This is a genomic window from Vogesella oryzagri (assembly GCF_040148885.1).
GTDB classification, from domain to species: domain Bacteria; phylum Pseudomonadota; class Gammaproteobacteria; order Burkholderiales; family Chromobacteriaceae; genus Vogesella; species Vogesella oryzagri.
Map to the genome: position 1 here is coordinate 362,215 of NZ_JBEFLD010000001.1, position 26,348 is coordinate 388,562.

General features: G+C 62.6%; 22 protein-coding genes. 11 read left to right on the top strand and 11 right to left on the bottom strand.

Translation table 11 applies throughout. The annotated features are described in order from the left end of the window. Positions 1-32 precede the first annotated feature (32 nt). Positions 33-797: an ABC transporter substrate-binding protein gene (locus ABNW52_RS01840; RefSeq protein WP_349583205.1), complete on the bottom strand. Its 765-nt coding sequence runs from the start codon at positions 795-797 to the stop codon at positions 33-35. Between the two features lie 78 nt (positions 798-875). Next, on the bottom strand, positions 876-1,640 hold the full coding sequence (locus ABNW52_RS01845; protein WP_349583208.1) for an ABC transporter substrate-binding protein: 765 nt from the start codon (positions 1,638-1,640) through the stop codon (positions 876-878). A 519-nt stretch (positions 1,641-2,159) separates the two neighbouring features. Between ABNW52_RS01845 and ABNW52_RS01850 the strand changes: the two genes are divergently transcribed. From ABNW52_RS01850 to ABNW52_RS01870, 5 genes are all read left to right on the top strand, one after another. Continuing rightward, positions 2,160-6,962: an NAD-glutamate dehydrogenase gene (locus ABNW52_RS01850; protein WP_349583211.1), complete on the top strand. Its 4,803-nt coding sequence runs from the start codon at positions 2,160-2,162 to the stop codon at positions 6,960-6,962. 668 nt (positions 6,963-7,630) lie between these two features. Further along, positions 7,631-8,746: an ABC transporter ATP-binding protein gene (locus ABNW52_RS01855; RefSeq protein WP_349583214.1), complete on the top strand. Its 1,116-nt coding sequence runs from the start codon at positions 7,631-7,633 to the stop codon at positions 8,744-8,746. A gap of 166 nt (positions 8,747-8,912) precedes the next feature. Beyond that, positions 8,913-9,950, top strand: a complete 1,038-nt coding sequence (locus tag ABNW52_RS01860) for an ABC transporter substrate-binding protein (protein ID WP_349583217.1) — start codon at positions 8,913-8,915, stop codon at positions 9,948-9,950. Positions 9,951-10,115: 165 nt separating this feature from the next. Further along, positions 10,116-11,378 carry an ABC transporter permease gene (locus ABNW52_RS01865; RefSeq protein ID WP_349583220.1) on the top strand — a complete coding sequence of 421 codons (1,263 nt, stop codon included), beginning with the start codon at positions 10,116-10,118 and terminating at the stop codon, positions 11,376-11,378. 3 nt (positions 11,379-11,381) lie between these two features. Further along, entirely contained in the window at positions 11,382-12,209 is an 828-nt protein-coding gene (locus ABNW52_RS01870; protein ID WP_349583222.1) for an ABC transporter permease, read from the top strand. A gap of 65 nt (positions 12,210-12,274) precedes the next feature. Here the strand turns inward: ABNW52_RS01870 and ABNW52_RS01875 are convergent, their stop codons facing one another. Genes ABNW52_RS01875 through coaBC form a run of 3 tightly spaced genes read right to left on the bottom strand, consistent with a single transcriptional unit; the run spans position 12,275 to position 14,935 of the window. After that, the gene (locus ABNW52_RS01875) at positions 12,275-13,261 is read right to left on the bottom strand and encodes a GGDEF domain-containing protein (protein WP_349583224.1); all 987 of its coding nucleotides are present in this window, start codon (positions 13,259-13,261) and stop codon (positions 12,275-12,277) included. 25 nt (positions 13,262-13,286) lie between these two features. Next, a complete protein-coding gene (gene dut, locus ABNW52_RS01880) occupies positions 13,287-13,739 on the bottom strand; it encodes a dUTP diphosphatase (RefSeq protein ID WP_349583226.1) in 453 nt (150 codons plus the stop codon). A gap of 17 nt (positions 13,740-13,756) precedes the next feature. Beyond that, entirely contained in the window at positions 13,757-14,935 is a 1,179-nt protein-coding gene (gene coaBC, locus ABNW52_RS01885) for a bifunctional phosphopantothenoylcysteine decarboxylase/phosphopantothenate--cysteine ligase CoaBC (protein WP_349583229.1), read from the bottom strand. Between the two features lie 148 nt (positions 14,936-15,083). On the opposite strand from coaBC, the gene radC reads away from it, so the two are divergent. The 4 genes from radC (at position 15,084) to ABNW52_RS01905 (ending at position 17,608) form a co-directional block, all read left to right on the top strand. Next, positions 15,084-15,758, top strand: a complete 675-nt coding sequence (gene radC / locus ABNW52_RS01890; RefSeq protein ID WP_349583232.1) for a RadC family protein — start codon at positions 15,084-15,086, stop codon at positions 15,756-15,758. 117 nt (positions 15,759-15,875) lie between these two features. Continuing rightward, positions 15,876-16,127, top strand: coding sequence for a hypothetical protein (locus tag ABNW52_RS01895; RefSeq protein WP_349583234.1), 252 nt, complete (start codon positions 15,876-15,878; stop codon positions 16,125-16,127). Positions 16,128-16,265: 138 nt separating this feature from the next. Next, a complete protein-coding gene (rbsK, locus tag ABNW52_RS01900) occupies positions 16,266-17,150 on the top strand; it encodes a ribokinase (RefSeq protein ID WP_349583237.1) in 885 nt (294 codons plus the stop codon). Between the two features lie 83 nt (positions 17,151-17,233). Continuing rightward, the gene (locus ABNW52_RS01905) at positions 17,234-17,608 is read left to right on the top strand and encodes a Gfo/Idh/MocA family oxidoreductase (RefSeq protein WP_349583239.1); all 375 of its coding nucleotides are present in this window, start codon (positions 17,234-17,236) and stop codon (positions 17,606-17,608) included. A gap of 141 nt (positions 17,609-17,749) precedes the next feature. On the opposite strand, the gene ABNW52_RS01910 is transcribed toward ABNW52_RS01905, so the two are convergent. The 3 genes from ABNW52_RS01910 to ABNW52_RS01920 form a co-directional block, all read right to left on the bottom strand. Further along, positions 17,750-18,358: a 3'-5' exonuclease gene (locus tag ABNW52_RS01910; RefSeq protein ID WP_349583242.1), complete on the bottom strand. Its 609-nt coding sequence runs from the start codon at positions 18,356-18,358 to the stop codon at positions 17,750-17,752. Further along, a complete protein-coding gene (locus ABNW52_RS01915) occupies positions 18,355-20,163 on the bottom strand; it encodes a putative nucleotidyltransferase substrate binding domain-containing protein (RefSeq protein ID WP_349583245.1) in 1,809 nt (602 codons plus the stop codon). Before ABNW52_RS01915 ends, ABNW52_RS01910 begins: the two co-directional genes overlap by 4 nt. Positions 20,164-20,242: 79 nt before the next feature. Beyond that, complete coding sequence (locus tag ABNW52_RS01920; RefSeq protein ID WP_349583247.1) at positions 20,243-21,103, bottom strand: class II glutamine amidotransferase; 861 nt, start codon at positions 21,101-21,103, stop codon at positions 20,243-20,245. A 165-nt stretch (positions 21,104-21,268) separates the two neighbouring features. On the opposite strand from ABNW52_RS01920, the gene ABNW52_RS01925 reads away from it, so the two are divergent. Both ABNW52_RS01925 and hslO read left to right on the top strand, forming a co-directional pair. Then, positions 21,269-21,853 (top strand): Ntn hydrolase family protein, encoded by a 585-nt coding sequence (locus ABNW52_RS01925; RefSeq protein WP_349583250.1) that lies wholly within the window; start codon positions 21,269-21,271, stop codon positions 21,851-21,853. Next, positions 21,850-22,728 (top strand): Hsp33 family molecular chaperone HslO, encoded by an 879-nt coding sequence (gene hslO, locus ABNW52_RS01930; protein ID WP_349583253.1) that lies wholly within the window; start codon positions 21,850-21,852, stop codon positions 22,726-22,728. Before ABNW52_RS01925 ends, hslO begins: the two co-directional genes overlap by 4 nt. 78 nt (positions 22,729-22,806) lie before the next feature. Here hslO and eat read toward each other — a convergent pair whose 3' ends face one another. The 3 genes from eat to ABNW52_RS01945 form a co-directional block, all read right to left on the bottom strand. Further along, positions 22,807-24,237, bottom strand: a complete 1,431-nt coding sequence (gene eat / locus ABNW52_RS01935; RefSeq protein ID WP_349583255.1) for an ethanolamine permease — start codon at positions 24,235-24,237, stop codon at positions 22,807-22,809. Between the two features lie 237 nt (positions 24,238-24,474). Continuing rightward, complete coding sequence (locus ABNW52_RS01940; RefSeq protein ID WP_349583258.1) at positions 24,475-25,179, bottom strand: gamma-glutamyl-gamma-aminobutyrate hydrolase family protein; 705 nt, start codon at positions 25,177-25,179, stop codon at positions 24,475-24,477. Beyond that, positions 25,172-26,338, bottom strand: coding sequence for an iron-containing alcohol dehydrogenase (locus tag ABNW52_RS01945; RefSeq protein ID WP_349583261.1), 1,167 nt, complete (start codon positions 26,336-26,338; stop codon positions 25,172-25,174). Before ABNW52_RS01945 ends, ABNW52_RS01940 begins: the two co-directional genes overlap by 8 nt. Between the last annotated feature and the right edge of the window lie 10 nt (positions 26,339-26,348).

Genomic DNA, 26,348 nt, shown 5'->3' on the forward strand with positions numbered 1-26,348 from the left:
AACGTCAAAGGTTGGCCGCAGGCGCGGACGGCTTACTTGCCGTAGATATCGAAGCTGAAGTACTTCTTCTGGATCTTGTCGTAGCTGCCGTCGGCGCGGATCTGCTTCAACGCGGTGTTGAGGCGTGCCAGCAGCGCCTTGTCGGCCTTGCGCACCGCAATGCCGGCACCGATGCCGAAGTATTTCGGATCGTTGTAGTCCGGGCCTACCAGCGCAAAGCCTTTACCGTTCGGGGTCTTGATGAAGTCCACGTCACCCACGGCGGCATCGACGAAGGCGGCGTCGACACGGCCGGCTTTCAGGTCGAGGAAGGATTCCGGCGCCTTTCCGTAGGGCACCAGCTTGGCGCCCAGCTTGGTAAAGTGCTCGCGAGCGTATTTTTCCTGGATGGAGGAGCGCAGTACGCCGATTTTCTTGCCTTTGAACCAGGCGTCATTGACCGGGGTGCCGCTCTTGGCCACCAGACGGCTGGCCATGTTGTAGTACTTGTCGGAGAAGTCCACGGCCTTCTTGCGTTCTTCGGTGATGTTCATCGAGGCAATCACAGCATCGAACTTCTTGGCCTGCAGTGCCGGAATGATGCCGTCAAAGTCTTGCGGCACTACTTCGCAGGTCGCTTTCATGGCCTGGCACAGCGCCTGGGCAATGTCCGGGTCGAAACCGGTCATCTTGCCGTCGGCACCTTGCTTGGAAAACGGTGGGTAGCTGGCGTCGGTCGCGAAACGCAGGGTTTCGGCCTGGGCAGTCAGGCTCAGGATGAGCGAGGCCGCGCCCAGCATCAGCAAGGGCTTCTTCATGGATTTTCTCCGTCTCAGGGGGTGTTTTTTATTATCAAGGCCCCGCCCGGAGGAGCGGGCGGGGCCTTGCATGCCGGCTTAGTTGCCGTACACGTTAAAGTTGAAGTACTTGTCCTGTACTTTCTTGTAGCTGCCGTCTTTGCGAATCTGTGCAATCGCTTGATTCAGACGATCCTGCAGAGTCTTGTTGCCTTTTTTCACGGCAATGCCGGCGCCGTAGCCGAAGTATTTGCTGTCGCTGTAGTCGGCACCGACAAAGGCAAAGCCCTTGCCCTGGGCGGATTTCAGGAAGTCGGTTTCGCCCACCACGGAATCAACGAACATGCCGTCGATGCGGCCGGATTTCAGATCCAGGAAGCCTTCCGGTGCCTTGCCGTAGGAAACCACGGTGGCGCCGTTTTTGCCCCAGAAGTCCTTGGCGAACTTTTCCTGGGTGGAAGCGCGCAGCACGCCAACCTTTTTGCCCTTGAACGAGGCCTGGCTCACGGTGGTGCCGGCCTTGGCGATCATGCGGCTGGGGGTGTTGTAGTACTTGTTGGTGAAATCAACCGCCTTCTTGCGCTCGTCGGTAATCGACATCGAGGACAGGATGGCATCGAACTTGTTGGCGTTCAGTGCCGGGATCAGGCCGTCCCAGTCCTGCGGTACGATTTCACAGCTGGCCTTCATCGCGGTACACAGCGCGTAGGCGATATCCACGTCAAAGCCCTGCAACTTGCCATCGGCGCCTTGTTTGGCAAACGGAGGGTAGTTGCCGTCGATGCCGAAACGCACGGTGTCGGCGTGGGCGGTGAAAGCGATGGAAGACAGGGCCATGCTGGCCAGGATGAATGCTTTTTTCATGCTATCTCTAACTCTCTCTTGAGGTACGTAATCCCGTGTCGGGATCAGGTTTGCCTGCTGCGCCAGCACCTGCAGCTTGCGTAGCCAGCCCGTGCGGGCCTTCCCTTGTAATGTTGTTATTTTGCGATCCCCCAGCGAGGGAGGACGGCGAAATCTTGGCACGCAACGAAAGCAGGCACAATGCGGCGTCCGGGCTTATGGCCCGATTTGCCGGAAGGCGCGCATTCTACTGATTTTTTCTTTGTTATGGAAATGTGTTTGTATTCAATGGCTTGAATTGTTTTTTTGCCTGGTGGGCCGATAAACGCCGCATGAGTATTTTGTAATTTGCCGTCGCATTGCTATAAGGCAAAAAGCGCAACCGGTGTCAAATGCAAAACATTTATGAATTCATGATTGTGCGCTGCGTTTATTGAATGTGTACGTCAATGTCGCAATACGGAAATGCCTTGCTGGTGGCGGCTCTTACAATGCCGCCACACAACACCTGTGTCCCCGAGAACAACTACGAGAAGCAACATGTCGCTTACCAAAAAGACCGAAACCCTTGGGCTGGTCGCTGACATCCTGGCAGTGGCTGAACAGAAACTCTCCGCGACCGAGGCCGCACGCCTTGGCACCTTTATTCCCCTGTACTTCGAAGAAACCGAGCAGGAAGACCTGAAGAGTTTCTCCCCGCTGGACCTGTTTGGTGCCGCCATGGCGCATTTCGAGTTTGCCCAGAAGCGTGCCCCCGGCCAGGCCAAGGCCCGCATCTACAACCCGGATTTCGAACGTGATGGCTGGCTGAGCACGCACAGCGTGATCGAGATCGTGAACGACGACATGCCGTTCCTGATCGACTCGCTGACCATGCTGCTGGGCCGTCACAACCTGAACCTGCACCTGCTGGTGCACCCGGTGCTGTCTGTTGGCCGTGATGCCAACAACGAGATGACCGAGCTGAAACGTACCGAGGATCGCAGTCTGCCGCTGGAATCCTTCATCCATGTGCAGGTGGACCGCGTCAGCGACCCGGCGGTGCTGAAGGCGCTGCAGGATGATCTGGACAGCGTGCTGGGCTATCTGCGCCAGGTGGTGGACGACGAGCCGCAGATGCGTGAAACCATGGCCGCGGTACGTGCCGAAGTGGCCAAGGTCAACGGTGCCCGCAGCGACGAAGCCAAGGAAGCGCTGGCTTTCCTGGACTGGATGGCGGCCAACCATTTCATCTTCATGGGTTACTGCGATTACGACTTGGTGAAGCGTGACGGCAAGGACAGCCTGAAGATCGTGAAGGATTCCGGTCTGGGCTTCCTGAAAAACCAGGGCAACAAAGAATATTCGGAAAGCTTCGAGGCGCTGCCGCAAGAGCTGCGCGAACTGGCGCACCAGCCGCATCTGCTGATCCTGAACAAGTCGCAGTCCCGCTCGGTACTGCACCGCCCGGCCTACATGGACTTCGTCGGCATCAAGCGCTTCAACAGCAAGGGCGAGGTGATCGGCGAGCGTCGCTTCCTCGGCCTGTACACCGCCAGCGCCTATCAGAATTCGCCGAAGGACATCCCGATCCTGCGCCAGAAAGTGGCGCACGTGGTTGCAGCCTGCGATTACGTGGACAACAGCTACAAGGCCAAGACCCTGGGCTTCGTGCTGGAAAGCTACCCGCGTGACGAGCTGTTCGAAATCCCGGCCGATGTGCTGACCCCGATTGCCGAAGGCATCGTCAGCCTGCAGGAGCGTCCGCGCGTGCGCCTGTTTACCCGCGCCGACCGCTACCATCGTTATGTCAGCTGCCTGGTATTCGTGCCGCGCGACAGCTTCAATACCGAAATTCGCCTGAAGATCGAAAAAGTGCTGCTGGCTGCCTTCAATGGCGCCTCCACCGAATTCAGCGTGCAGATCAGCGACAGCACCCTGGCGCGTGTGCATTACATCATTCGCACCCAGGGCGGCCACCTGCCGCAGTTCCGTGAAGACGAGCTGGAAGCCGACATCGCCCGCGTCGTGCGCGGCTGGGTGGAAGAGCTGCACCAGCAACTGATCGAAACCCACGGCGAAGAGAAGGGCAACCTGCTGTTCAATCGCTACCGTGGTGCCTTCCCGGTGGCTTACCGCGAAGAATTCGCCGCCCGCAATGCGGTGCTGGATATCCAGCTGATCGAAGACGCTGCCGAGCAGCAGGGTCTGACGATGAAGCTGTATCGCGCCTTCAACCGTGGCCACGGCTACAACCTGAAGCTGTTCCGTGCTGGTCAGCCGCTGGGCCTGTCCGCCAGCCTGCCGATCCTGGAAAACATGGGCGTGCAGGTGCGTGACGAGCATCCGTACCTGGTAGAGCGCAACAGTGAAACCGTCTGGATCAGCGATTTTGGCCTGGAGCTGGGTGCGCACGCCGATGCCATGCAGCAGGAAGAGGTGCAGAAGAACTTCCAGGCGCTGCTGTCCCGCGTGTTTGCCAAGGATTGCGAGAACGACGGCTTCAACCGTCTGGCGGTGGTAGCCGGCCTCGACTGGCGTGAAATCACCCTGGTGCGCGCACTGGCCAAGTACCTGCGTCAGGGCGGTCTGACCTTCAGCCAGGCCTATATCGAAAACTGCGTGGCGCACTACCCGGACATCACCCGCAACCTGGTGGAACTGTTCTCGGTGCGTCTGCACCCGACTGCTTTTGACGATGCCGCTGCGGCCAAGCTGCAGGACACGCTGAAAGAGCAGCTGGATAAAGTGGCCAACCTGGACGAAGACCGCATCCTGAACGGCTTCCTGCAGGTGATCCTGGCGACCCGCCGTACCAACTTCTGGCAGAAGGATGCCCAGGGCGAGTTCAAGTCCTATGCCTCTTTCAAGCTGGATTCCAACCAGATTTCCTTCCTGCCGCAGCCGCGCCCGATGTTCGAAATCTGGGTGTACAGCCCGCGCGTCGAGGGTGTGCATCTGCGCGGCTCCAAGGTGGCGCGTGGTGGTCTGCGCTGGTCCGACCGTATGGAAGACTTCCGTACCGAAGTGCTGGGCCTGGTAAAAGCGCAGATGGTGAAGAACTCGGTGATCGTGCCGATGGGTTCCAAGGGCGGTTTCGTCGGCAAGCAACTGCCGGCGCCGTCCGACCGTGAGGCCTTCATGGCCGAAGGTATCGCCAGCTACAAGACCTTTATCTCGGCGCTGCTGGACGTGACCGACAACCTGGTGAATGGCCAAGTGGTGCCGCCGATCGACGTGCGTCGCCTGGACCCGGATGATCCGTATCTGGTGGTGGCCGCCGACAAGGGCACCGCGACCTTCTCCGACATCGCCAACAGCATTTCCGAGGCCTACAACTTCTGGCTGGGCGACGCGTTTGCCTCCGGAGGTTCCGCCGGTTACGACCACAAGGGCATGGGCATTACCGCCCGCGGCGCGTGGGAATCGGTGAAACGCCACTTCCGTCACCTAGGCATCAACACCCAGGAACAGGATTTCAGCGTGGTGGGTATCGGTGACATGGCCGGCGACGTATTCGGTAACGGCATGCTGCTGTCCGAACACATCTGCCTGAAGGCCGCGTTCAACCACCTGCACATCTTCCTGGACCCGACCCCGAATGCGGCGGTCAGCTTCGCCGAGCGTGCCCGCCTGTTCAACCTGCCGCGTTCCAGCTGGTCGGACTACAACCGCGAGCTGATCTCGCAGGGCGGCGGCATCTTTGAGCGTTCCGCCAAGTCCATCCCGCTGTCGCCGGAAGTGAAAGCCTGGCTGGAAACCGACAAGGACAGCATGGCGCCGAACGAGCTGATCCACGAGCTGCTGAAGGCCAAGGTCGACCTGTTCTACAACGGCGGTATCGGTACCTATATCAAGGCCTCCACCCAGAGCCATGCCGATGCCCGCGACCGCGCCAACGACCCGGTGCGTGTCAACGGTAACCAGTTGCAGGCCCGTGTGGTAGCCGAAGGCGGCAACCTGACTTGCACCCAGCTGGGCCGTGTCGAGTTTGCGCTGACTGGTGGCCGCATCTGCACCGACGCCATCGACAACTCCGCCGGTGTTGACTGCTCCGACCATGAAGTGAACATCAAGATCCTGGTGGGTGCGGTGATGCAGGCCGGTGACATGACACTGAAGCAGCGTAACGACCTGCTGGCCGAGATGACCGAGGAAGTGGGCGAGCTGGTACTGCGCAACAACTACCTGCAGACCCAGGTGCTGGCGATCAACCGCAGCCACGCCGCGTCGATGCTCAGCGCGCATTCCCGCATGATCAGCCACATGGAAAAAACCGGCGAGCTGAACCGCGAGATCGAATACCTGCCGTCCGACACCCAGATCAACGAACGTCGTCTGGCACGCCAGGGTCTGACTTCGCCGGAAGTGGCGGTATTGCTGGCCTACGGCAAGATTTCGCTGGATCAGGCCATTCTGGCCACCGACGTGCCGGATGACGCCGACTTCCTGCCGGTGCTGGTCAACTACTTCCCGAAACCGCTGCAACAGCGTTTTGGCGAGCAGATGCAGCGTCACCACCTGAAGCGCGAGATCATCGCCAACCAGCTGGCAAACCAGATCATCAACCGCATGGGCGTGACCTTCGTGTTCCGTCTGCAGGAAGAGTCCTCGTTCTCTGCCGCCGACATCACCCGCGCGTTCTGGGTGGCCAGCCGCGTATTTGATGCCGATCGTCTGTGGGGCCAGATCGAACAGTTGGACAACAAGGTATCTGCCGACCTGCAGGTGGAAATGATGGTGATGGTGCGTACCCTGATTGAGCGCGCCGTGCGCTGGGTACTGCGCAACCGTCGTCCTATTGGCTCGGTCAGCGCTGCCATCGAGCAATACGGTGCCAAGGTACAGGCACTGCTGCAGCAGCTGCCGCAGCTGATCAGCGCCGATGCCTACCCGCAGGTAGCGCGTCTGGAAAAACGCTTGAACCAGCCGAACGTACCGGCCGAGCTGGCCAGCGTACTGGCCCGCCTGGAGTTCGCCGTACCGCTGATGGACATCATCGAGATCGGTGGCAACAGCGAGCTGCCGCTGGACGTGGTTGCGGCCAACTACCTGCAGCTGGGTCGCAGCCTGCAACTGGACTGGCTGCGCAGCGCCATCACCCAGCTGCCGCGTGACAACCGCTGGCAGTCGCTGGCCCGCTCCGCGCTGCGTGATGACCTGTATCGCCAGCATCGTGAGCTGACCCGTCGTGCCCTGGCGGCTGGCGGTGATAGCGCCTTCGTCAACGCCTGGATTGCCCAGCGCGCCAGCGATGTCGAGGCTTGCCAGCAGATGTTTGCCGAGCTGCAGTCGTTCGAAGCACTGGATCTGGCGATGTTGTCTGCCGGCATGCGCGAGTTGAACAACCACCTGCTGGGCTAACGCCTGACGTATTCGCAGTACTCCCTTAAGCCGACCCTTGCGGGTCGGCTTTTTTTTCGTCGCTTTGCCGTGGTGGATGCGGCGCAGGCGAAAGCGTCAGACGCCAGATGCTGCCGGTTTGCGACGCCTGTCGGTGATGTCTGTCGCCATGTAGGGGACAGTTTGGCTGCTATGGATGGTCGGTTGCCACGGTCTGATGCGGCTGGAGCGGCGCGATTGCGGCGGATTTAGCGGTATCGGCGTCGGATAGAGGCGGGATATCGGCAGTTTTCTATGTAGACATTTGTCATTTTCGGCTAATTTTGTTGTATGCCGACAACAAACACTTGTTTTACGACATGGTGCATTTTTTGCGCACAAGCGGTGCGTTTCATTGCAGAAAGCCCCGCAGTGCTTGGTAAATAATGCCAACAAATGTAAATAACATGCACCGCCGGAGTGCTGGCGCAATGTGTGCGCTGATTTGCTCGGGGTTTCGCGGGAATTTGTGTACAGTGCTTGCTCGTTTTCTTAAACGGTGTGGTTAAATTAATCAACGGCTGTACTGCGGGACAGGTTGGCCGCTGCATCAGGCAGTGACTTGAGTGCTTTACATCCCCGCCAAGGCCGATTAGCCTAATAAAACTGAAACAAGATTCCGCCCAGCGGAACAAGTGGAGAAAAGCAGGATGAGCGAGCAACAACCGGCATCGGATGTGTTAGTCAGCTTTCGTGGCGTGCAGAAAAGCTACGACGGCGAATCCCTGATTGTTAAGAGCCTGGACCTGGATATTCGCCGCGGCGAATTTCTCACCATGCTGGGGCCGTCCGGCTCCGGTAAAACCACCTGCCTGATGATGCTGGCTGGCTTCGAAACCCCCACCCACGGCGAAATCCGTCTCGGCGGCCAGTTGCTGAACAATGTGCCCCCGCACAAGCGCAACATCGGCATGGTGTTTCAGAACTACGCGCTGTTCCCCCACATGACCGTGGCTGAAAACCTGGCCTATCCGCTGACCATCCGCAAGATGAGCAAGAGCGACGTCGCCGCCCGCGTCAAAAAGGCGCTGGACATGGTGCAGCTGGGCAATCTGGCCAACCGCTACCCGGGCCAGATGTCCGGTGGCCAGCAGCAGCGCGTGGCCCTGGCGCGCGCGCTGGTGTTCGAGCCGCAGCTGGTGCTGATGGACGAACCGCTGGGCGCGCTGGACAAGCAGCTGCGCGAACACATGCAGCTGGAGATCAAGCACATTCATGACACTCTGGGCATCACCGTGGTGTACGTGACTCACGACCAGAGCGAAGCGCTGACCATGTCCGACCGCGTGGCCGTGTTCAAGGACGGCATCATCCAGCAGATCGATGCGGCCAACGTGCTGTACGAAAAGCCGGTCAACTCCTTCGTCGCCAACTTCATTGGCGAGAACAACACCCTGCACGGCGAAGTCGTGGCCGTGGAGCAGGGCAGCGCCGTGGTACGCCTGGCGTCCGGCGATACCGTGCGTGCCTCCGCCATCTGCGTCGACCGCGCCGGTGAAGCGACGTCGATGTCGATTCGCCCGGAACGCGTGCGCCTGAACCAGTTTGCCGAAGCCTGCGAAAACCGCCTGTCGGCACGCCTGGCCGAATTCATCTACTTTGGCGACCACGTGCGCCTGCGCCTAGATGTGGCCGGCCAGAGCGGCTTCATGGTGAAAGTGCCGGTCGGCGAGCTGGATAGCCGCTGGCAAGTGGGTGACACCCTCAACGTTGGCTGGATGTCGCACGACATCCGCGCCTTGGATTCGGCTGTTATCGCGCATTGATCTGGCGTGCTGCGGTGCCGGCGCTGCTGCCTGCACCGTAGCCGGCTGATCGGTCGCGCCTGACCAGATGAACCACCCGCAGTACCCAACCAAGTACCAAAACAAGGCCTGCTAAAACGGGTCGTAAACTGCTGTCTGCAAACGTGCAATCTTCGAGGAGTTATCCATGACCAAATTTGCCCCCCGCCTTGCCGTTCTGTCCGTTGCCGTCGCTTTCGCTGCGCCGGCCATGGCTAAGGACATTACCGTGATTTCTTTTGGCGGCGCCAACAAGGAAGCGCAAAACGCTGCTTATTACCAGACCTTCGAAAAGGTGACTGGTAACAAGATCACCGCGGGTGATTACAACGGCGAGATGGCCAAGATCAAGGCAATGGTGGACACCAAGAAAGTGACTTGGGACGTCGTTGAAGTTGAATCTCCGGAACTGCTGCGTGGTTGCGAAGAAGGCATGTTCGAGAAGATCAACTGGGCACAGGTTGGCAAGAAGACCGACTTCGTGAAGCCGGCGGTATCCGAATGTGGCGTCGGCATCTTTGTATGGTCCACCGCGCTGGCCTATAACGCTGACAAACTGAAGGTAGGTCCGAAGAGCTGGGCCGACTTCTGGAATGTGAAGAAATTCCCGGGCAAGCGTGGCCTGCGCAAGGGCGCCAAGTACACGCTGGAATTTGCGCTGCAGGCTGATGGCGTCAAGCCGGCCGACGTGTACAAGGTACTGGCTACCAAGGCCGGTGTGGATCGCGCCTTCAAGAAGCTGGATCAGCTGAAACCGAGCATCCAGTGGTGGGAAGCCGGCGCGCAGCCGCCGCAGTTCCTGGCCTCCGGCGACGTGGTGATGAGCTCGGCCTACAACGGCCGTATCGATACCGCGCAGAAGGAAGGCAAGAACCTGAAAGTGGTATGGACCGGTAGCGTGTATGACGTGGATTCCTGGGCTGTGCCGAAGGGCTCCCCGAAGCTGAAGGAAGCCATGGACTTCATCAAGCATGCCAGCAAGCCGGAAAACCAGGCGGTGTACTCCAACAAGATCGCTTATGGCCCGACCAACCTGAAGGCGGTGCAGAAAGTGGATCCGAAGTCGGCTTCCAACCTGCCGACCTGGCCGGCCAACCTGAAGGGCGCGCTGGCTCTGGATGTGAACTTCTGGGTTGAGCATGGCGAAGAGCTGGAAGAGCGTTTCAACGCCTGGGCTGCTCGCTAAGCGTCGTCAGACAGTTAGTACGATATGAGCTACCGACTGCACTAAGCTGCGGTCGGTAGCTCGGCTTGCTGCTAGCTGACCGACCTGGTGTCTTGCCAGGGTCGTGATCTTTGCTGATCCGTCCTGCCACTGCGGTGGCGGGACTTTCCGGAAGTGATGCCCACTATGTCCGAATCCCTTTCCGTCAATGCGCCATTGACGGCCGCCGATGGCGAGCCGCTCAAGCTGAAGCTGGCGCGCGAACGCCGTAACAAGCAGCTGAAGGCCGCCGCGCTGGTCGCGCCGCTGGCGATCTTTCTGCTGCTGACCTTTGTGATCCCGATTGTTACCCTGCTCAAGCGCAGCGTGGACAACCCGGAAGTAGTGACCTACCTGCCGCAAACCAGCCAGCAGATCGCCAGCTGGGACCGTCGTGCGCTGCCGTCCGAAGAAGTGTTCCGCGCCATGGCGCAGGACCTGACCGTGGCGAAAGAGGCCAAGACTGTGTCCGAAGTGGCCAAGCGCCTGAACATGGATATCAGCGGCTTCCGTTCGCTGCTGCAAAAAACCGCGCGCAAAATGCCGCTGGAGTTGGCCGCAGGCGAATCGGTACGTGACCGCTTCATCCAGATCGATGAGCGCTGGGGCGACCCGGATCACTGGCACGTAATCGCCAAGAATGCCAAGTCGTGGACGCCGTATTACCTGTACAGCTCGCTGGACCTGCGTGAAACCAAGGCCGGCACCCCGGAGCTGGCGCCGGTGGAAGAGCGTGCCTTCCTGAACATCTTTGGCCGTACGCTGTGGATCAGCCTGTGGGTAACGGTGTTCTGTCTGCTGCTTGGCTATCCGCTGGCCTACTGGCTCGCCAACCTGCCGGCACGCAAGAGCAACCTGCTGATGATCCTGGTGCTGCTGCCGTTCTGGACCTCGGTGCTGGTGCGGGTGGCGTCGTGGATCGTGCTGTTGCAGCGCGAAGGCCTGATCAACAGCGCGCTGATGAATCTGGGCATTATTGGTGAGCCGCTGCAGCTGGCCTTCAACCGGGTCGGTGTCTACATCGCCATGGTGCACATCCTGCTGCCGTTCGTGATCCTGCCGGCCTACAGCGTGATGAAGAGCATTCCGCAAACCTATATGCGTGCTGCCATCTCGCTGGGCGATCATCCGTTTGCCGCCTTCTGGAAGATCTACTTCCCGCAGACGGTGGCCGGTGTGGCTGCCGGGGCGTTGCTGGTGTTCATCATGTGCATCGGCTACTACATCACCCCGGCACTGCTGGGTAGTCCGGAAGAGCAGATGGTGAGCTACTACGTGGCGTTCTACACCAACGTCACCATCAACTGGGGTATGGCCGCCGCGCTGGGTAGCCTGCTGCTTATCGCCACCATGACGCTGTACGCGGTGTACAGCAAGCTGGTGGGTGCCAACCGTCTGAGCCTGGGGTAAATCATGCTGCCGAATTATGCTTCCCCGATCGAACGCCTTTGGTTCTGGAGCTTCCGTACCCTGTGCGTGCTGATCCTGATCTTCCTGGTGTCGCCGTTGCTGGTGATCGTGCCGCTGTCGTTCTCCGCCGATACCTTCCTGCTGTACCCGATCCAGTCGTTCTCGCTGCGCTGGTACCAGGAATTCTTCGGCAACGGCGTGTGGCTGTCTTCGCTGAAGAACAGCTTCATCGTGGCGCCGGCGGCTACGCTGCTGGCCACCTCGCTGGGCACGTTGGCCGCAGTGGGGCTGACCTCGTCGGATTTCCCCGGCAAGTCGTTCCTGATGACCGTGCTGATCTCACCGATGGTGGTGCCGGTGGTGATCGTCGGTGTCGGCGCCTATCTGTTCTTCGCGCCTATTGGCCTGTCCAACAGCTATCTGGCGCTGATTCTGGTGCACACCGCGCTGGGCGTGCCATTTGTGGTGATCACCGTGTCGGCGACGTTGCGCGGCTTCAACAGCAACCTGATCCGTGCCAGCGCCAGCCTGGGGGGCAACGCCATCACCACCTATCGTCGTGTGGTGCTGCCGTTGATCGCTCCGGGGGTGATTTCCGGTGCGCTGTTCGCCTTCGCTACCTCGTTCGACGAAGTGGTGGTGACGCTGTTCCTCGCCGGCCCGGAGCAGACCACGCTGCCGCGCCAGATGTTCAGCGGTATCAAGGAAAACATCAGCCCGGCGATCGCCGCTGCGGCCACGGTGTTGATCCTGTTCTCCATCGCCTTGTTGCTGACGCTGGAGTGGCTGCGCGGCCGTGCCGAGCGGATGCGCACCAGCAAGGTGGAGTAGATCGCCTGACGGCAATAAAAAGCCCCGCTTCGGCGGGGCTTTTTTCATGGCAACGGGCGTGCGATTCAGAACAGCTCGATATCGCCTTGCGGCCAACTATCGCCCTGTACCAGCCCCTGCTGTTGCAGTAACGCGTAGTCCACCACCTGGTTGCGGCCGTGCTCCTTGGCGTGATACAGCGCCTTGTCGGCCTGTTCCACCACGTTGGCCGGCAGGGGTTGGCGCTCGATGCGCACATGGCCGATGCTGATCGTCACCTTGCCGACCTGTGGAAACACAGTGTCGGCAATCTGCTGCCGCAGCTGCTCCAGCAGCTGTTCGACGCTGCGGGCGCTGGGCCTGAGCACGGCGGCAAACTCTTCGCCACCGTAGCGGTACAGCCGGCCTTCCTGGCCCAGCGTATCGGCCATCAGCTGCGACATGCGCAGTAGCACTTCGTCGCCGACGATATGACCGTAGCGGTCGTTGATCTGCTTGAAGTGGTCGATGTCCAGCAGCGCCAGCGTGTACTGCGCGCCGGGCATCGACAGCAATTCATACAGCCGGCTGTCAAAGGTACGCCGGTTCAGCAGCCCGGTCAGCATGTCGCGCTCGGCGTCGTACAGCAGGCGCAGGTAGTTTTCGTGGATCAGCACGATGGCCGCCAGAAAGCCCAGTTCCTGCTCACCCAGCACGGCGCCCTCAACCACCAGCAAGGCCATGCGGCGATTGCGCTGGCGGATCACCTGCCAGGTCTGCTTGTCCTGGTACCACGGCGCCGGGTCGTCATCGCTGTGCAGAATGGCCTGGCGCATGATGGCGTCCGGCTGCTGCCAGACGCGCGGGCTGACCTTGTGATAGCCGCCCGCCTTGTCCAGCAGGTGCAGCAGGCGCACCTCCAGCTCCTGGTCGTTGCCGCGCAGGCTGTAAAAGCGGATGCGATGCGCAGGCAGCAGCACGCCGACCAGTTCCAGCAGGCTGCGCTCCAGCTCACGTTGCTCACGCTGCGCGCTCATTTTCGCCATCTGCTGAACCAGATGGGCGATGCTGGGGTTGGCCGTGCTGTCGTTCATGTCACCTTTCCGAGCTATCTGCCGCTCAGCCGCGGCCGGTGCTGCCAAAGCCGCCGGCACCGCGCTCGGAGGCATCGAAGTCTTCGACAATGTTCAAGGCCACCTGTACTACCGGCACGATGATCATCTGGGCAATGCGCTCCAGCGGGCTGAGCTTGAAGGCGGTGTCGCCACGGTTCCACACCGAGACCATCAGCTGGCCCTGGTAGTCGGAATCGATCAGTCCCACCAGGTTGCCCAGCACGATGCCGTGCTTGTGGCCCAGGCCGGAGCGCGGCAGGATCATTGCCGCCAGTGACGGGTCTGCCAGGTGGATGGCCATGCCGGTTGGGACTAGCGTGGTCTGGCCGGGTTCAATCAGCATGTCGCCATCGATGGCAGCACGCAGGTCGAGGCCGGCAGAGCCGCTGGTAGCATAGGCCGGCAGGCAGTCGTGCAGGCGGGAATCGAGAATCTTGACGTCGAGTACGGGTTTCATCTGCTAAAAATATCGGGTTAACGGTTAAGGCACTTGGCCAGATGGACAACGATGGCGCGGCCAACGTCGTCCTTGGACATGGCCGGCAGCGGGTGCTGGCCATGGTCGTCCAGCAGGATCACTTCATTCTGATCGGCGCCCATCGCCTGCTGTGCCAGATTGGCCACCAGCAGCGGCACCTTTTTGCGCTTGCGCTTCTGTTCGGCAAAGTCCAGCAGGTTCTGGCTTTCGGCCGCAAAGCCGACGCAGAACGGCGCCGCCGGCAGGCCGGCCACGGTGGCAAGGATGTCCGGATTTTCTTCCAGCTCGATCACCGGCACGGCATCGCCTTTTTTCAGCTTGTGTTCGCTGCGGTTCTTCACCCGGTAGTCCGCCACTGCCGCCACGCTGATGAACACATCGCTGCGGCCAACCTCGGCCAGCACCGCCTGGTACATCTCCTGGGCGCTTTGCACCGGCAGCAGACGTACGTCCACCGGGGCGGACAGGGCGGTCGGGCCGGACACCAGGGTGACCTCGGCACCGGCGTCACGGCAGGCGCGCGCTAGCGCGTAGCCCATCTTGCCGGAGCTGATATTGGTGATGCCGCGCACGGCGTCGATCGGCTCGAAAGTCGGGCCGGCGGTCAGCAGCACTTTCTTGCCGGCCAGTACTTTGGCATCGAAAAAGCCTTGCAGCAATTCGAAGACTTCCTCCGGCTCCAGCATGCGCCCCGGGCCGGTTTCGCCGCAGGCTTGCACGCCATGCGCCGGCCCCCATACCGTCACGCCATCGGCGTGCAGTTGGGCGATGTTGCGCTGATTGGGCGGGTTGTCCCACATCTGGCGGTTCATCGCTGGCACCACGATCAGCGGGCAGGTGCGTGCCGCCGCCATGGTGGAGATCAGGTCGTCGCAGGCGCCGTGCGCCAGTTTGAAAATGCAGTCGGCAGTGGCCGGCACGATCACGAATACGTCGGCGCGGCGCGACATTTCGATGTGCGCCATTGCGTTATCCGGCCGGCTGTCCCACACGTCGTGGTACACCGCATGGCCGGATAGCGCCTGGAAAGTCAGTGGCGTCACAAAGCGGGTGGCGCTTTCGCTCATCACCACTTCCACGCGGTGGCCCACCTTTACCAGCAGCCGTGTCAATTCGGCGGCCTTGTAAGCGGCCACGCCACCGGTAATGCCCAGAAGAATGTTTTTTTGCGCCATGCCAGTCTCGGAATGCTGCGGTTTCATCACGGCAGCAATTGTAGCGGAAGCGCCAGTGCTGCGCTGCGGAAGGTCCCAATTATCGAATAGTGATTTGTCATTAATAATCTGGTAAAAACCATGCTATAGCCAAACTTAGGAGCTTGCGATGTCCATCACGCACTGGCCGGAAGCAGAACGCCCACGCGAGAAGCTGCTGCAGCGTGGTCCGCAGATACTGTCGGATGCCGAGTTGCTGGCCATCTTCCTGCGCACCGGGGTGCGTGGTTTGTCGGCGGTGGACATGGCGCGCCAGCTACTGCAGCGTTTTGGCAGTCTGGGCAAGTTGCTGGCCGCCGGCGAGGAGGACATCAGCCGCTGCGCCGGCATGGGGCCGGCCAAGTATGCGCAGTTTGCCGCGGTAAAAGAGCTGGCGCGGCGCCTGCTGGCAGAGGATATGCAGCTGGGCGATGTGCTGGACAGCCCGGATGCCGTGCGCCATTACCTGCGGCTGGCGATCGGCAGTCAGGACGTGGAGGTGTTCATGGTGCTGTTTCTGACGGCACAAAACCGCGTACTGGCAGTCGAAGAAGTATCGCGTGGCACCCTGACCGAAACGCGGGTCTACCCGCGGGAAGTGGTGCGCCGGGCGCTACAGCACAATGCCAGTGCCGTGATCGTGGCGCATAATCATCCTTCCGGCGTGGCCGAGCCATCGGCCGCCGACCGGGCACTGACCGCCACGCTCAAGCAGGCGTTGTTGCTGGTCGATATCCGGTTACTGGATCATTTTGTGGTGACCGGCACGCGTGCCGAATCGCTGGCCGAGCGCGGCTGGGTCTAGCATACAGAGGGAGAATCAACGGGTGGTGAACAGGTAAGATGTGCCGGCAGCCGGCCGGTGCATACAGGGTGAAACTGACCCGCGGTCAGCCGGCTGGCCGCAATTGGAGGGCGTATCATGAACATCCTGCAGTTGCTCAACCAGTCCGATTACATCCAGATCAACAACCAGCTGATCAAACCGGAATTCATGTTTGCCTCCGAAGACTACGCCGAAGATGACGATGTGGCGCTGGAGGCGCAGTTGGACGGTGCCGAGCTGGTGCTGACCGTGGCCGATCTGGAAGACGCCACACCGCTGGCGGATGGCGCCTACTGGATAGAAAGCGTGGGCTACCTGCGCTTCCTTACCCGCCAGGCCCTGCATTGACCCACCCGGCAACGGGTTGCCAGCCGCCGCAAGGCGGCTTTCTGCTGTCTGTGGGGCCAGCTTGAGTAATTGCCGGGGCTGCCAGATAATCGCCGCCGCCTTTTTTTTGACCGCACGATACCGGTGGAGCAGGCAGTAATGACCAAAGTTGTAGTGGTAGGCAGCATCAATATGGATTTGGTGGTGGTGACCGATCGCTTCCCGGCGCCGGGCGAAACCCTCAGCGGTGAACGCTTCCTGACCGTGCCCGGCGGCAAGGGCGCCAACCAGGCAGTGGCTGCCAGCCGGTTGGGGGCCAACGTCAGCATGGTGGGCAAGGTTGGCCGCGATGCGTTTGGCGAGCAGCTGCTTGTGGGGCTGCAGCAAGAAGGCATCGACACCCGGCACGTTGGCCGCACCGATGTCGCCACCGGCGTGGCGCTGATTACCGTCAGCGGCGGCGAAAACAGCATCGTGGTAGTGCCGGGCGCCAACCATGCGCTGCTACCGGCGGATATTGCCGCCGCCGACGCGTTGCTGGCGGGGGCGGACGTGATCCTCACCCAGCTGGAGATCCCGCTGGCCACGGTGGCGGCGGTGCTGACAAGCGCCGCCCGCCATGGCGTGCCGGTGATCCTTAACCCGGCGCCGGCGCAAGTGCTGCCGGCGACCCTGCTGCAACAGGTCGCACTGTTGACGCCGAATGAACATGAGCTGGCGACGGTGCTGGGCTGCCCGGGGGCGGACATGGCCAGCTTGCTGCCGCTGTTGCCGGGCAAGGTGGTGATGACCCATGGCAAGAACGGCGCCTGGCATGCGCGGGCCGATGGCACGCTGTATCACCAGCCGGGTTTCGCGGTGGAGGCGGTGGACAGCACCGGTGCCGGCGACACCTTCAACGGTGCGCTGGCGACCTTCCTGCCACTGGGCGTGGAGGCGGCCATGCGTTATGCCGCCGCCGCCGGTGCCTTGTCGGTCACCCGCCTGGGCGCGCAGGCCGGCATGCCGCGCCGCGACGAGCTGCGGGCGTTTGTGGGCAATTGATCTGGCGCAAGTTGGCCGCAAGGCGCGCTCGCTAAAATGCCGGCTTCCAAATGCTTAGTGCATGAGCACGAGTTGGGGTCGAGATGGAAAAAATTCGCGTGGCGATGGTGGGGGCGGGCGAGACTGCTACTCCACTGCTGAAGCAGCTGCTGGCTTCGGACTTTGTCGAACTGGTGGGGGTGGCCGAGCTTAACCTGGCGCTGCCGGGTGTGGCGCTGGTCCAGGCGCATGGCATTCCGGTGACGGACAACTTCATTGAGCTGGCCGAGCAGGGCGAGCGGGTGGACATCATCATCGACCTGACCGGCTCGCGCAAAGTGCGTGAAGACCTGCGGCGTTTCATGCAGTTTGCCGGCAACAGCCACACCGTGATCATGCACGAGCGCATCGCGCTGCTGCTTATGTCGCTGTCTGCCGGCAAGCTGGTGCAGACCCGTCACGAGTCGCTCGGCTACTGAACCGTTTGTGCCATTGCCGGTACCGCGACTGGCCGGCAATGTTGAAGGAGGGCAACGGCCCTCCTTTTTTCATGTCTGTGCAGTGACTGGCAGGCATGGCGGCCAACGTTGGCCGCCGTCGCCGTGTGCCGACAAGAGCGGCTAGCCGAAGCCGCGCTTTTTCAGTGCCAGATACATCATGCCGGCGGTGATGGCATCGTTCAGCGCATCGTGGCGCGGCAGCGCCGGCACTCCCAGTTCGTCGATCAGCGTGGCCATGCGCAGATCCACATTGCTGTCCGGCTGCTGGCGGATCTTGTAATCGTAAAAACGGCCGGAGACTTCGATCTGGCGGTTGGGCAGACCGATGCCGGCCAGCTCGCGCACGTACTTGTTCAGCACCGCCACGTCGTATTCCAGGTAGTAGCCGACCAGCGGCCGCCCTTGGATAAAAGCCAGCAGCTGAGCCACTGCCTCGCGCGGCGACAGCCCGTCGGAGACATCGCGCGGGCGCAGGCCGTGAATCTTCACGCTGCCGGCCTCCGGGCGGCGCTCCGGTTTCACCAGCACGTAGAACGACTCGCTGCTGAGAATACGTTGGCCGCGGATTTTCACCGCGCCGATGGACAGCAGTTCGGCCTCGCGCACGTTCAGGCTGGTGGTTTCGCAGTCCACGCTCACCACCTCGCTGTCGTCTGCGTCCAGCAGGTAGGCAAAGGCCGGATCTTTCAGCCGCCAGCGCGCCAGCTGCCGTTTCAGCACCGGGATCATGCGATGGCTCCCAGGCGGAAGTGGTGGCGCAGATAGCCCTTGAAGCGTTTCACCAGCGCCAGCGCGTCTTTCAGCAGGTCACGCTCCAGCGTGGACAGCCGTTCCGGGCGGATCAGGTTGCTGGCGCTGCGGCCGTCGGCCAGTTCGGCCAAGCCGTGGCTCAGGCGCAGCCCCAGCAGGAAGGACAGCGCCTCGCCGACGTCGTTGGCCAGCTCACGCTCCAGCAGGCCGCGCTCGGCCAGCAGCTGCAGCCGTTCGAAGGTATTGCTGGCGCCGATGCCATGCCGCAATGCCAGCGCGCGGATGCCATGCACGATGGGAAAGATGCCGCCTTTCTTGATGTCCAGTGTGGCGGCGCCGTCTTTCTCCTTGGTCAGCAACTGGGCGAAGAAGCCCAGCGGGGTGTCGAATTGCTCGATGGCGCGGGCGAAGCGGGCGTAGAAGCTTTCATCGTCCGACAGCAGGCTGTTCAGATACTGGCGACACTGCGTCAGCAGGCTTTGGTCGCCGGCCACCGCCTCGGCATCGATGAAGATGGCCAGGTTCATCAGCGCATCGCCGTCCGGCGTCAGCACCCAGCGATACAGCTGATCGCGCATCGCCTGTTCGTGCCGACACCAGTCCGGGTTGCGCACCATGATGCCGCCGGGGCAGGGCGGGTAGCCAAAGCGCGCCAGGGTATCGCTGAAGGTCTGGCAGGCGCCGCGAATGGCGGGGTGGTCGAAGCCGTCGCGGATCAGCAGCGCGTTGTCCTGATCGGTCTTCAGGATCTGCTCGCCGCGGCCTTCCGAGCCCATCACCAGCAGGCAGCTGTTGGCCACCAGCTCGGCCGGGGCGATCAGCTGCCAGGCGCGCTCGAACAGCCGCGCATTCAGCGCCTGCACCAGCCGCCCCAGCTGCGGCGCCTTCACACCGTGGCTGGACAGGATGCTCACCAGCCGGGTGATCTGCTCGGCAATGGCGGCCAGCTCGTCCAGCGATTCGGCGCGGTCCAGCCGCTGCGCGATCAGGTGCGAGTGGTTGGAGAAATAGGACAGGATATCCACCTGCGCCAGAATGCCCGCCGGTTCGCCGCGCTCCATCACCACCAGGCGGCGGATATTGCGCTGGGTCATGGTCAGCAGCGCGTTGAACAGAAAATCGTCGATATCCACGGTGATCAGGTCGAAGTGGCAGACCTGGTGCAGCGGGGCGGAGGACGGCGTGGCGGTCAGGATGATGTCGCGAAAATCGGTGGTGGTGAACATGCCCAGCCGCTCGCCGTGGCGCACCAGGATCGATTTGCTCTTGCGCTGCTTCATCAGCCGCGCCGCATCCAGAATGCTGTCGCTGCCCTCGGCAAATACCGGCAGCCGCGAGCAGGCATCGCGCACGGTGGCGGTGAGCAGGGTCTGCAATTCGCGATTGCCGGATTCGCGCGCCATGGCGCCGAATTTCTGCGAGATGCTGGCAAAGAAAAAGGCGCCGAAACTGGGGTTGCTGTCGGTCAGCGCCAGCACCGTGTCGCGCGGTAGCGCGAACACCAGCGCTTCTTCGTGCACCACGAAGCGGGTGCTGGTGTGGCCGGCCACCATGGAGCGGGCATCGAAGGTGTCGCGCTGGTGATAGACGGCGATCACTTCATCGTCGGCCATTTCGCGCACCACGCCCTTGATCACCACGTACAGCGCATCCACCGGCTTGCTCGGGGACAGGATCAGTTCCTCGTCGTCGAAGAACACGATGTCGGCGGCGTTTTCCAGCGTTTGCCGCTCGGCATTGCTCAGGTGGGTAAACGGCGGATGGGAGAAGTCGAAACGGGACATGCGGGCACTCCGGACGGGACACCCTTGCAGCATAAACGGCAGCCTGCCGCCACCGCCATGTCGGCGGTGGCGGATGCGGTCAGTTTTGCGCTGGATCAGCTTTCGTTGCAGCTTCCGCGCCGCAGGCGCTGCCGCAGCTGGCGGCATCGATGCGGGTGGGCGGGGAGCTGATGCTGTGCTGCAGCGGCAGGCCGTCGGCGAACAGGATCAGCTCGCCATCCTGTAGCGGCGTCCAGTACTCGTTGTCGGTCAGCGGTACGGTGGCGATGATGGCGACGCGATCCTGCGGCGTGGTGACGGTGGAAAAATCCACGGTCACGTCGTCGTCGACCAGGTGGGCTGTAGGGAACGGCGCCTGGCGCACGATGTAATGCAGCTTGGTGGAGCAGTGCACGAACAGCCACTCGCCATTGGACAGCATGAAATTGCACACGCCGTGGCTGCGCAGCTCTGCGGCCAACGTTTCTACCGCCGCAAACAGCGCCTCGCGCGCCGGCGGCTGGCGCCAGCGCTGGCGCAGCGTTTCCAGCAGGTAGCAGAAGGCGCGCTCGGAATCGGTGCTGCCGACCGGCTGGTAATGGCTGCCCTGCGGCGGCGCAAAATCCAGCAGGTTGCCGTTGTGGGCGAAGATCCAGTACTGCCCCCACAGCTCGCGCTGGAACGGGTGGCAGTTGGTCAGGTTGACTTCGCCCTGGGTGGCCTTGCGGATGTGGGCGATCACGTTCTTCGACTTGATCGAATACTGGCGCACCAGGCTGGCCACCGGCGAGTCGATGGCCGGCTTGTCGTCCAGAAACAGCCGCACGCCGCGTCCTTCGAAAAAGGCGATGCCCCAGCCATCAGCGTGGTGGTCGGTGAGACCGCCGCGGCGATGGAAGCCTTCAAAGGAAAACAGGATGTCGGTGGGCGTATTGCAGTTCATGCCCAGTAATTGGCACATGGGAATTACCGTGGCGGGTGTCAATACCGCCATTTTTTCACGAAGTGCGCCAGCGGCCAAGGTTGGCCGCACGACGGGGGCGGGCGATAATGTCGACAGTGGCGCACTTGCAGTTTGCTGCCGCGCCCCTATCTATGGCGTTTGCCCGCCCAACCGGAGTCTGTCATGACCACCATCGTCGTTGTCTGCAAGGACGGCCAGGTCGCCATTGCGGCCGATACCCAGACCACGTTCAGCGACGAGCACAAGCTCTTGGCCGGCTACGACGTGTTCCACGACAAGATCTTCCGCATCGGCGACAACTACCTGGCCATCGCCGGCTCCGCCGCGCACGACCTGGTGCTGCAGTCGGCGCTGAAGGGCATGAAGTCGCGCGACCTGTCCAGCCGCGCCGGCCTGTTCGAGACCTTCCGCAAGATCCATCCCAAGCTGAAGGACCATTTCTTCCTGCGGCCGGAAGAGGACGAGGAAGACCCGTACGAATCCAGCCAGATGATGGTGCTGGTGGCCAACGCCCACGGCATCTTCGGGGTGTTCCCGATGCGCGAGGTGTACCAGTTTGCCCGCTACTGGGCGATCGGCTCCGGCCGCAAGTTCGCCATGGGCGCGATGCAGGTGCTGTACGACAGCCCGCTGACGGCAGCGGAAATTGCCGAGCGGGCGGTGAAGGCCGCCTGCGAGTTCGATGCCAGCTCCTCGCTGCCGTTGACGCTTTATTCCATCTCTACCGACAAGGACAAGCATTCATGAGCCAACACGACAATCTGCAACGCTTCCTGTTCGACGGCGCACCGGTACGCGGTGCGCTGGTGCGCATGGACGGCGCCTGGCAGCAGGTGCTGGCCCGTCACGATTACCCGCCGGCCATTCGCAAGGTGCTGGGCCAGATGCTGGCCGCCAGCGCGCTCTTGGCGGCCAACCTCAAGTTCGACGGCACGCTGATCATGCAGCTGCATGGCAAGGGCGCACTGCGCCTGGCCGTGGCCGAGTGCACCAACGAGCGTACCGTGCGCGCCACCGCCCGTTACGACGCCCACATCCATGACGCGCCGCTGGCCGAGCTGCTGGGCGAAGGCGGCACCTGCGTGCTGACGCTGGAGCCGAAGGATGGCGAACCATGGCAGGGTATCGTGGCGCTGGAAGGCGACAGCATCGCCGCCATGCTGCAGCACTATATGGAACGCTCCGAGCAGCTGGACAGCCGCCTGATCCTGGCCTGTGATGACCAAACCGCCGCCGGTCTGCTGTTGCAGCGCCTGCCGGACGGCCATGGCGACCCGGAAGCGTGGCAGCACCTGACCGTGCTGGCCGACACCCTGCGCCCGGACGAATTGCTGGGCCTGGATGCGCACGACATTCTGCACCGCCTGTACCACGAAGAGCAGGTGCGCGTGTTCGAGCCGGAAGAAGTGAGTTTCGCCTGCAACTGCAGCGAAGAGCGCGTCGGCGACATGCTCAAGCTGCTGGGTGGCCAGGAAGTGGCCGAAGTGGTACTGGAGCAGGGCTCCATCGAAGTGGGCTGCGAGTATTGCGGCCAACGTTACGTGTTTGACGAGGACGAAGTGAACGAGCTGTTCGGCATGGATGTGATCGAGGCCGTGCGCGACGAACAGCAGCGTCACTGAGCTAGCTGCGGCGGCGTGGCCGCCAACAACAAGGGCCGCTTGCGCGGCCCTTGTTGTTTGGTACGGCTAACTGTGGACTCAGTCCTGGCCCGGAGCCATCGACGCACGCAGCCCGGCGCCGGTTTCGGGGCGGCTTTCCAGCATGTCGTCTTCCGGTGCCGCATCACGCTGGTCCTTGGTGCTCAGGAAGTAGGCATAGCCGGTCAGCATGGCGGCGACGAACACCGCGAACACCAGCTGGTTGAGCCAGGCCATGGTCACCAGCGACAGTACGGCGATACCTAGCGCAATGGCCGGGAACAGCGGGTAGAACGGCGCGCGGAACGGGCGCTCCAGCCGGGTTTCGCAACGACGCAGGCGGAACAGGCTGAGCATGGACATGATGTACATCACCAGCGCGCCGAACACCGACATGGTGATGATGTTGGCGGTCAGCGTCTGGCCGCCGAAGCTGATCCACTCATCGCTGAAGATGGCGATGATGCCGATGGCGCCGCCCAGCAGGGTGGCCAGATGCGGGGTCTTGAAGCGCGGATGCACGCGGGCAAAGATGGCGGGCATGAAGCCGGCGCGGGCCAGCGCGAAGATCTGCCGCGAGTAGCCCATGATGATGCCGTGGAAGCTGGCGATCAGGCCGAACAGGCCGATCCACACCAGCATGTGCATCCAGCCGCTGTTGTCGCCCACCACCGCCTTCATCGCCTGCGGCAACGGGTCGTTGATGTTGGCCAGTTTGCGCCAGTCGCCCACGCCGCCGGCAAACAGCATCACACCGATGGCCAGTACCACCAGGGTGAGAATGCCGCCGATATAGGCTTTCGGGATGGTGCGGCGCGGATCTTCCGCTTCTTCCGCCGCCATGGCGGCGCCTTCAATCGCCAGGAAGAACCAGATGGCGAACGGAATGGCGGCCAGAATGCCCAGTACCGCGGTGTGGTTCAGCTCGCTGCCGCCGGCCCAGCCGTTGGCGCTGAAGTTGGCCAGCGAGAAGCCCGGCGTTACCACCCCCATGAACACCAGCAGCTCGCCAATCGCCAGCACGGTGACGAACAGCTCGAAGTTGGCCGCCAGCTGCACGCCCAGAATGTTCAGCGTCATGAACACCAGATAGGCGCCGACGGCGGCGACTTTCGGGTCCAGTCCCGGAAACTGCACGTTCAGGTAGGCGCCGATGGCCAGCGCGATGGCTGGTGGCGCGAATACGAACTCGATCAGTGTGGCGGCGCCGGCGATAAAGCCACCGGTGGGGCCGAAGGCGCGGCGGGCATAGGCAAACGGGCCGCCGGCATGCGGGATGGATGTGGTCAGCTCGGTGTAACTGAAGATGAACGTGGTGTACATCGTGGCAATCAGCAGCGAGGTCACCAGAAAACCCAGCGTACCGGCGCTGGCCCAGCCGTAACTCCAGCCAAAGTATTCCCCGGAGATCACCAGACCAACAGCGATACCCCACAGATGAATGGTCTTGAGGCTGGGTGTCAGCTCTCGCACGACCTTTTGCTTCTCCATGAATTTCTCCTTTGATCCCAATCTTCTTGCATGGTGGCTTGCGCCGCTTTGCCCGTCCGGTCTGCGCCGGTTGCTACCAGGCGTGGTACGGCGGTCGTGGCTGTCCCAGCACGGCCGTCGCGAATAAAGCTGTTACTGCGCCGCCGCAAAACCTCGCGGCAAACCCGGGGCCGCGCCTGGCGGTACCGGGGTACGGTCAGGCGGGGTGACGGGGGCTGAAAGGTATTGCTGCGGGGCTCAGACGGCCTTGCTGGCCAGCCGCACCAGGTGGTCGAACAGCGCCTGCTGGCGCGCATCGTCCGCCGCGGTGATTTCCGGGTGCCATTGCACGGCCACTAGGTTGGGGTTGTCCGGCTGTTCCACCGCCTCGATCACCCCGTCCGGCGCCCAGGCCACCGCCACCAGGCCTTCACCCAGCTGGTCGATGGCCTGGTGATGCCAGGATGCCGACTTGCTGTGTTCGCCCAGCAACCCGGCCAGGCAGCTGCCGGGCTGTACCGTCACCGCGTGCGGTATCGGTTCGCGCGGCGGAGCGCGGTGCAGGGTGTCCTCGCCCACCACGTCCGGCAGGTGCAGGTGCAGGCTGCCACCCAGCACGGTGTTCACCAGCTGCAGGCCGCGGCAGATCGCCAGTGCCGGCAGTTGCCGCGCCAGCACCGCGCGCGTCAGCGCCAGCTCGGTGTCGTCGCGCGCCGGGTTGAGGTTGTAGATGGTGGGGTGTTCGCCGCCGTCGTAGCGTGCCGGCTCGATGTCACCGCCGCCGATCAGCACCACGCCGTCCAGGCCGGCCAGCCAGTCGTCCACCATGTCGGCGCCGACATGCGGCAGCAGCACCGGCACGCCGCCGGCACGCACCACCGCTTGCACGTACAGCTCCGGCGTGTGGTGGCCGTGGCCGGGACCGGGCGGGTAGGTGGTAAGACCAATCACAGGTTTAGCCATAAAGCTTGCCCTCGCAGGCGGCACGGAAGATGGCCGCATAGTCATCGGCGGACAGCGGCAGCGGGTTGCCGCCGTCGCTCGGATCCTGCTTGGCGTCGTTGCCGATCATCACCGCGTGTTCGCTGCTGATGCCGGTTTCGGCCAGACTGTGGGCGATACCCAGCTTGGCGCGCAGTTGCAGGATCCAGTTCAGGAAGCCGTCGAAGCTGGCGTCGGCCAGGCCGATGTAGCGGGCGGCGGCGGTGATGCGCTCCTCGATGGCCGGGCGGTTCTTCACCAGCACATAGGGCAGCAGGATGGCGTTGGCCAGGCCGTGATGGGTGTCGAAGTGCGCGCCGATCGGGTGCGCCAGCGCATGCACGCCGCCCAGCCCTTTCTGGAACGCGGTGGCGCCCATGATGGAGGCGGCCAGCATGTGCGAGCGTGCCTCCACGTTGTTGCCGTTGTCGCAGGCAGCTTCCAGCCAGTCGTGCACCAGCTTCATGCCTTCCAGCGCCACGCCCTGCGCGATCGGGTGGTAGAACGGCGAGCAGTAGGCTTCCAGGTTGTGTACGAAGGCATCGATGCCGGTGGCGGCGGTGAGGTGGCGCGGCAGGCCGCAGGTCAGCTCCGGATCGGCCAGCACCAGCTTGGGCAGCATAGACGGGTGGAAGATGATGACCTTGCGGTGGCCGTTCTCGTCGATGATCAGTGAGGCGCGGCCAACCTCGGAGCCGGTGCCGGCGGTGGTGGGCACCGCGATGGTCGGCGCCACGCCGGCCACGTTGACGCGGGTCCAGTTGTCGCCGACGTCTTCGAAGTCCCACAGCGGGCGATCCTGACCCACCATCAGCGCGATGGCCTTGCCCACGTCCAGCGCACTGCCACCACCGACGGCGATCACGCCATCATGGCCGCCGGCCTGGTAGGCGGCGACGCCAGCATCCACGTCGCGGCCCACCGGGTTGGGGCGCAGGTCGCTGAACACGTTGGCCGCCAGGCCGGCGCTGTGCAGGTAGTCCAGCAGCCGGGCGATCAGCGGCAGCTTGGCCAGCCCGGAGTCGGTGACCAGCAGCGGGCGCTTGATGCCCAGCTCGGCGCACATGGCCGGCAGTTCGCTGGCGCGGCCGGCGCCGAAGCGGATGGCGGTGGGGTAGTTCCAGTTGCCTTTCAGTTGCATGGTGCGTGTC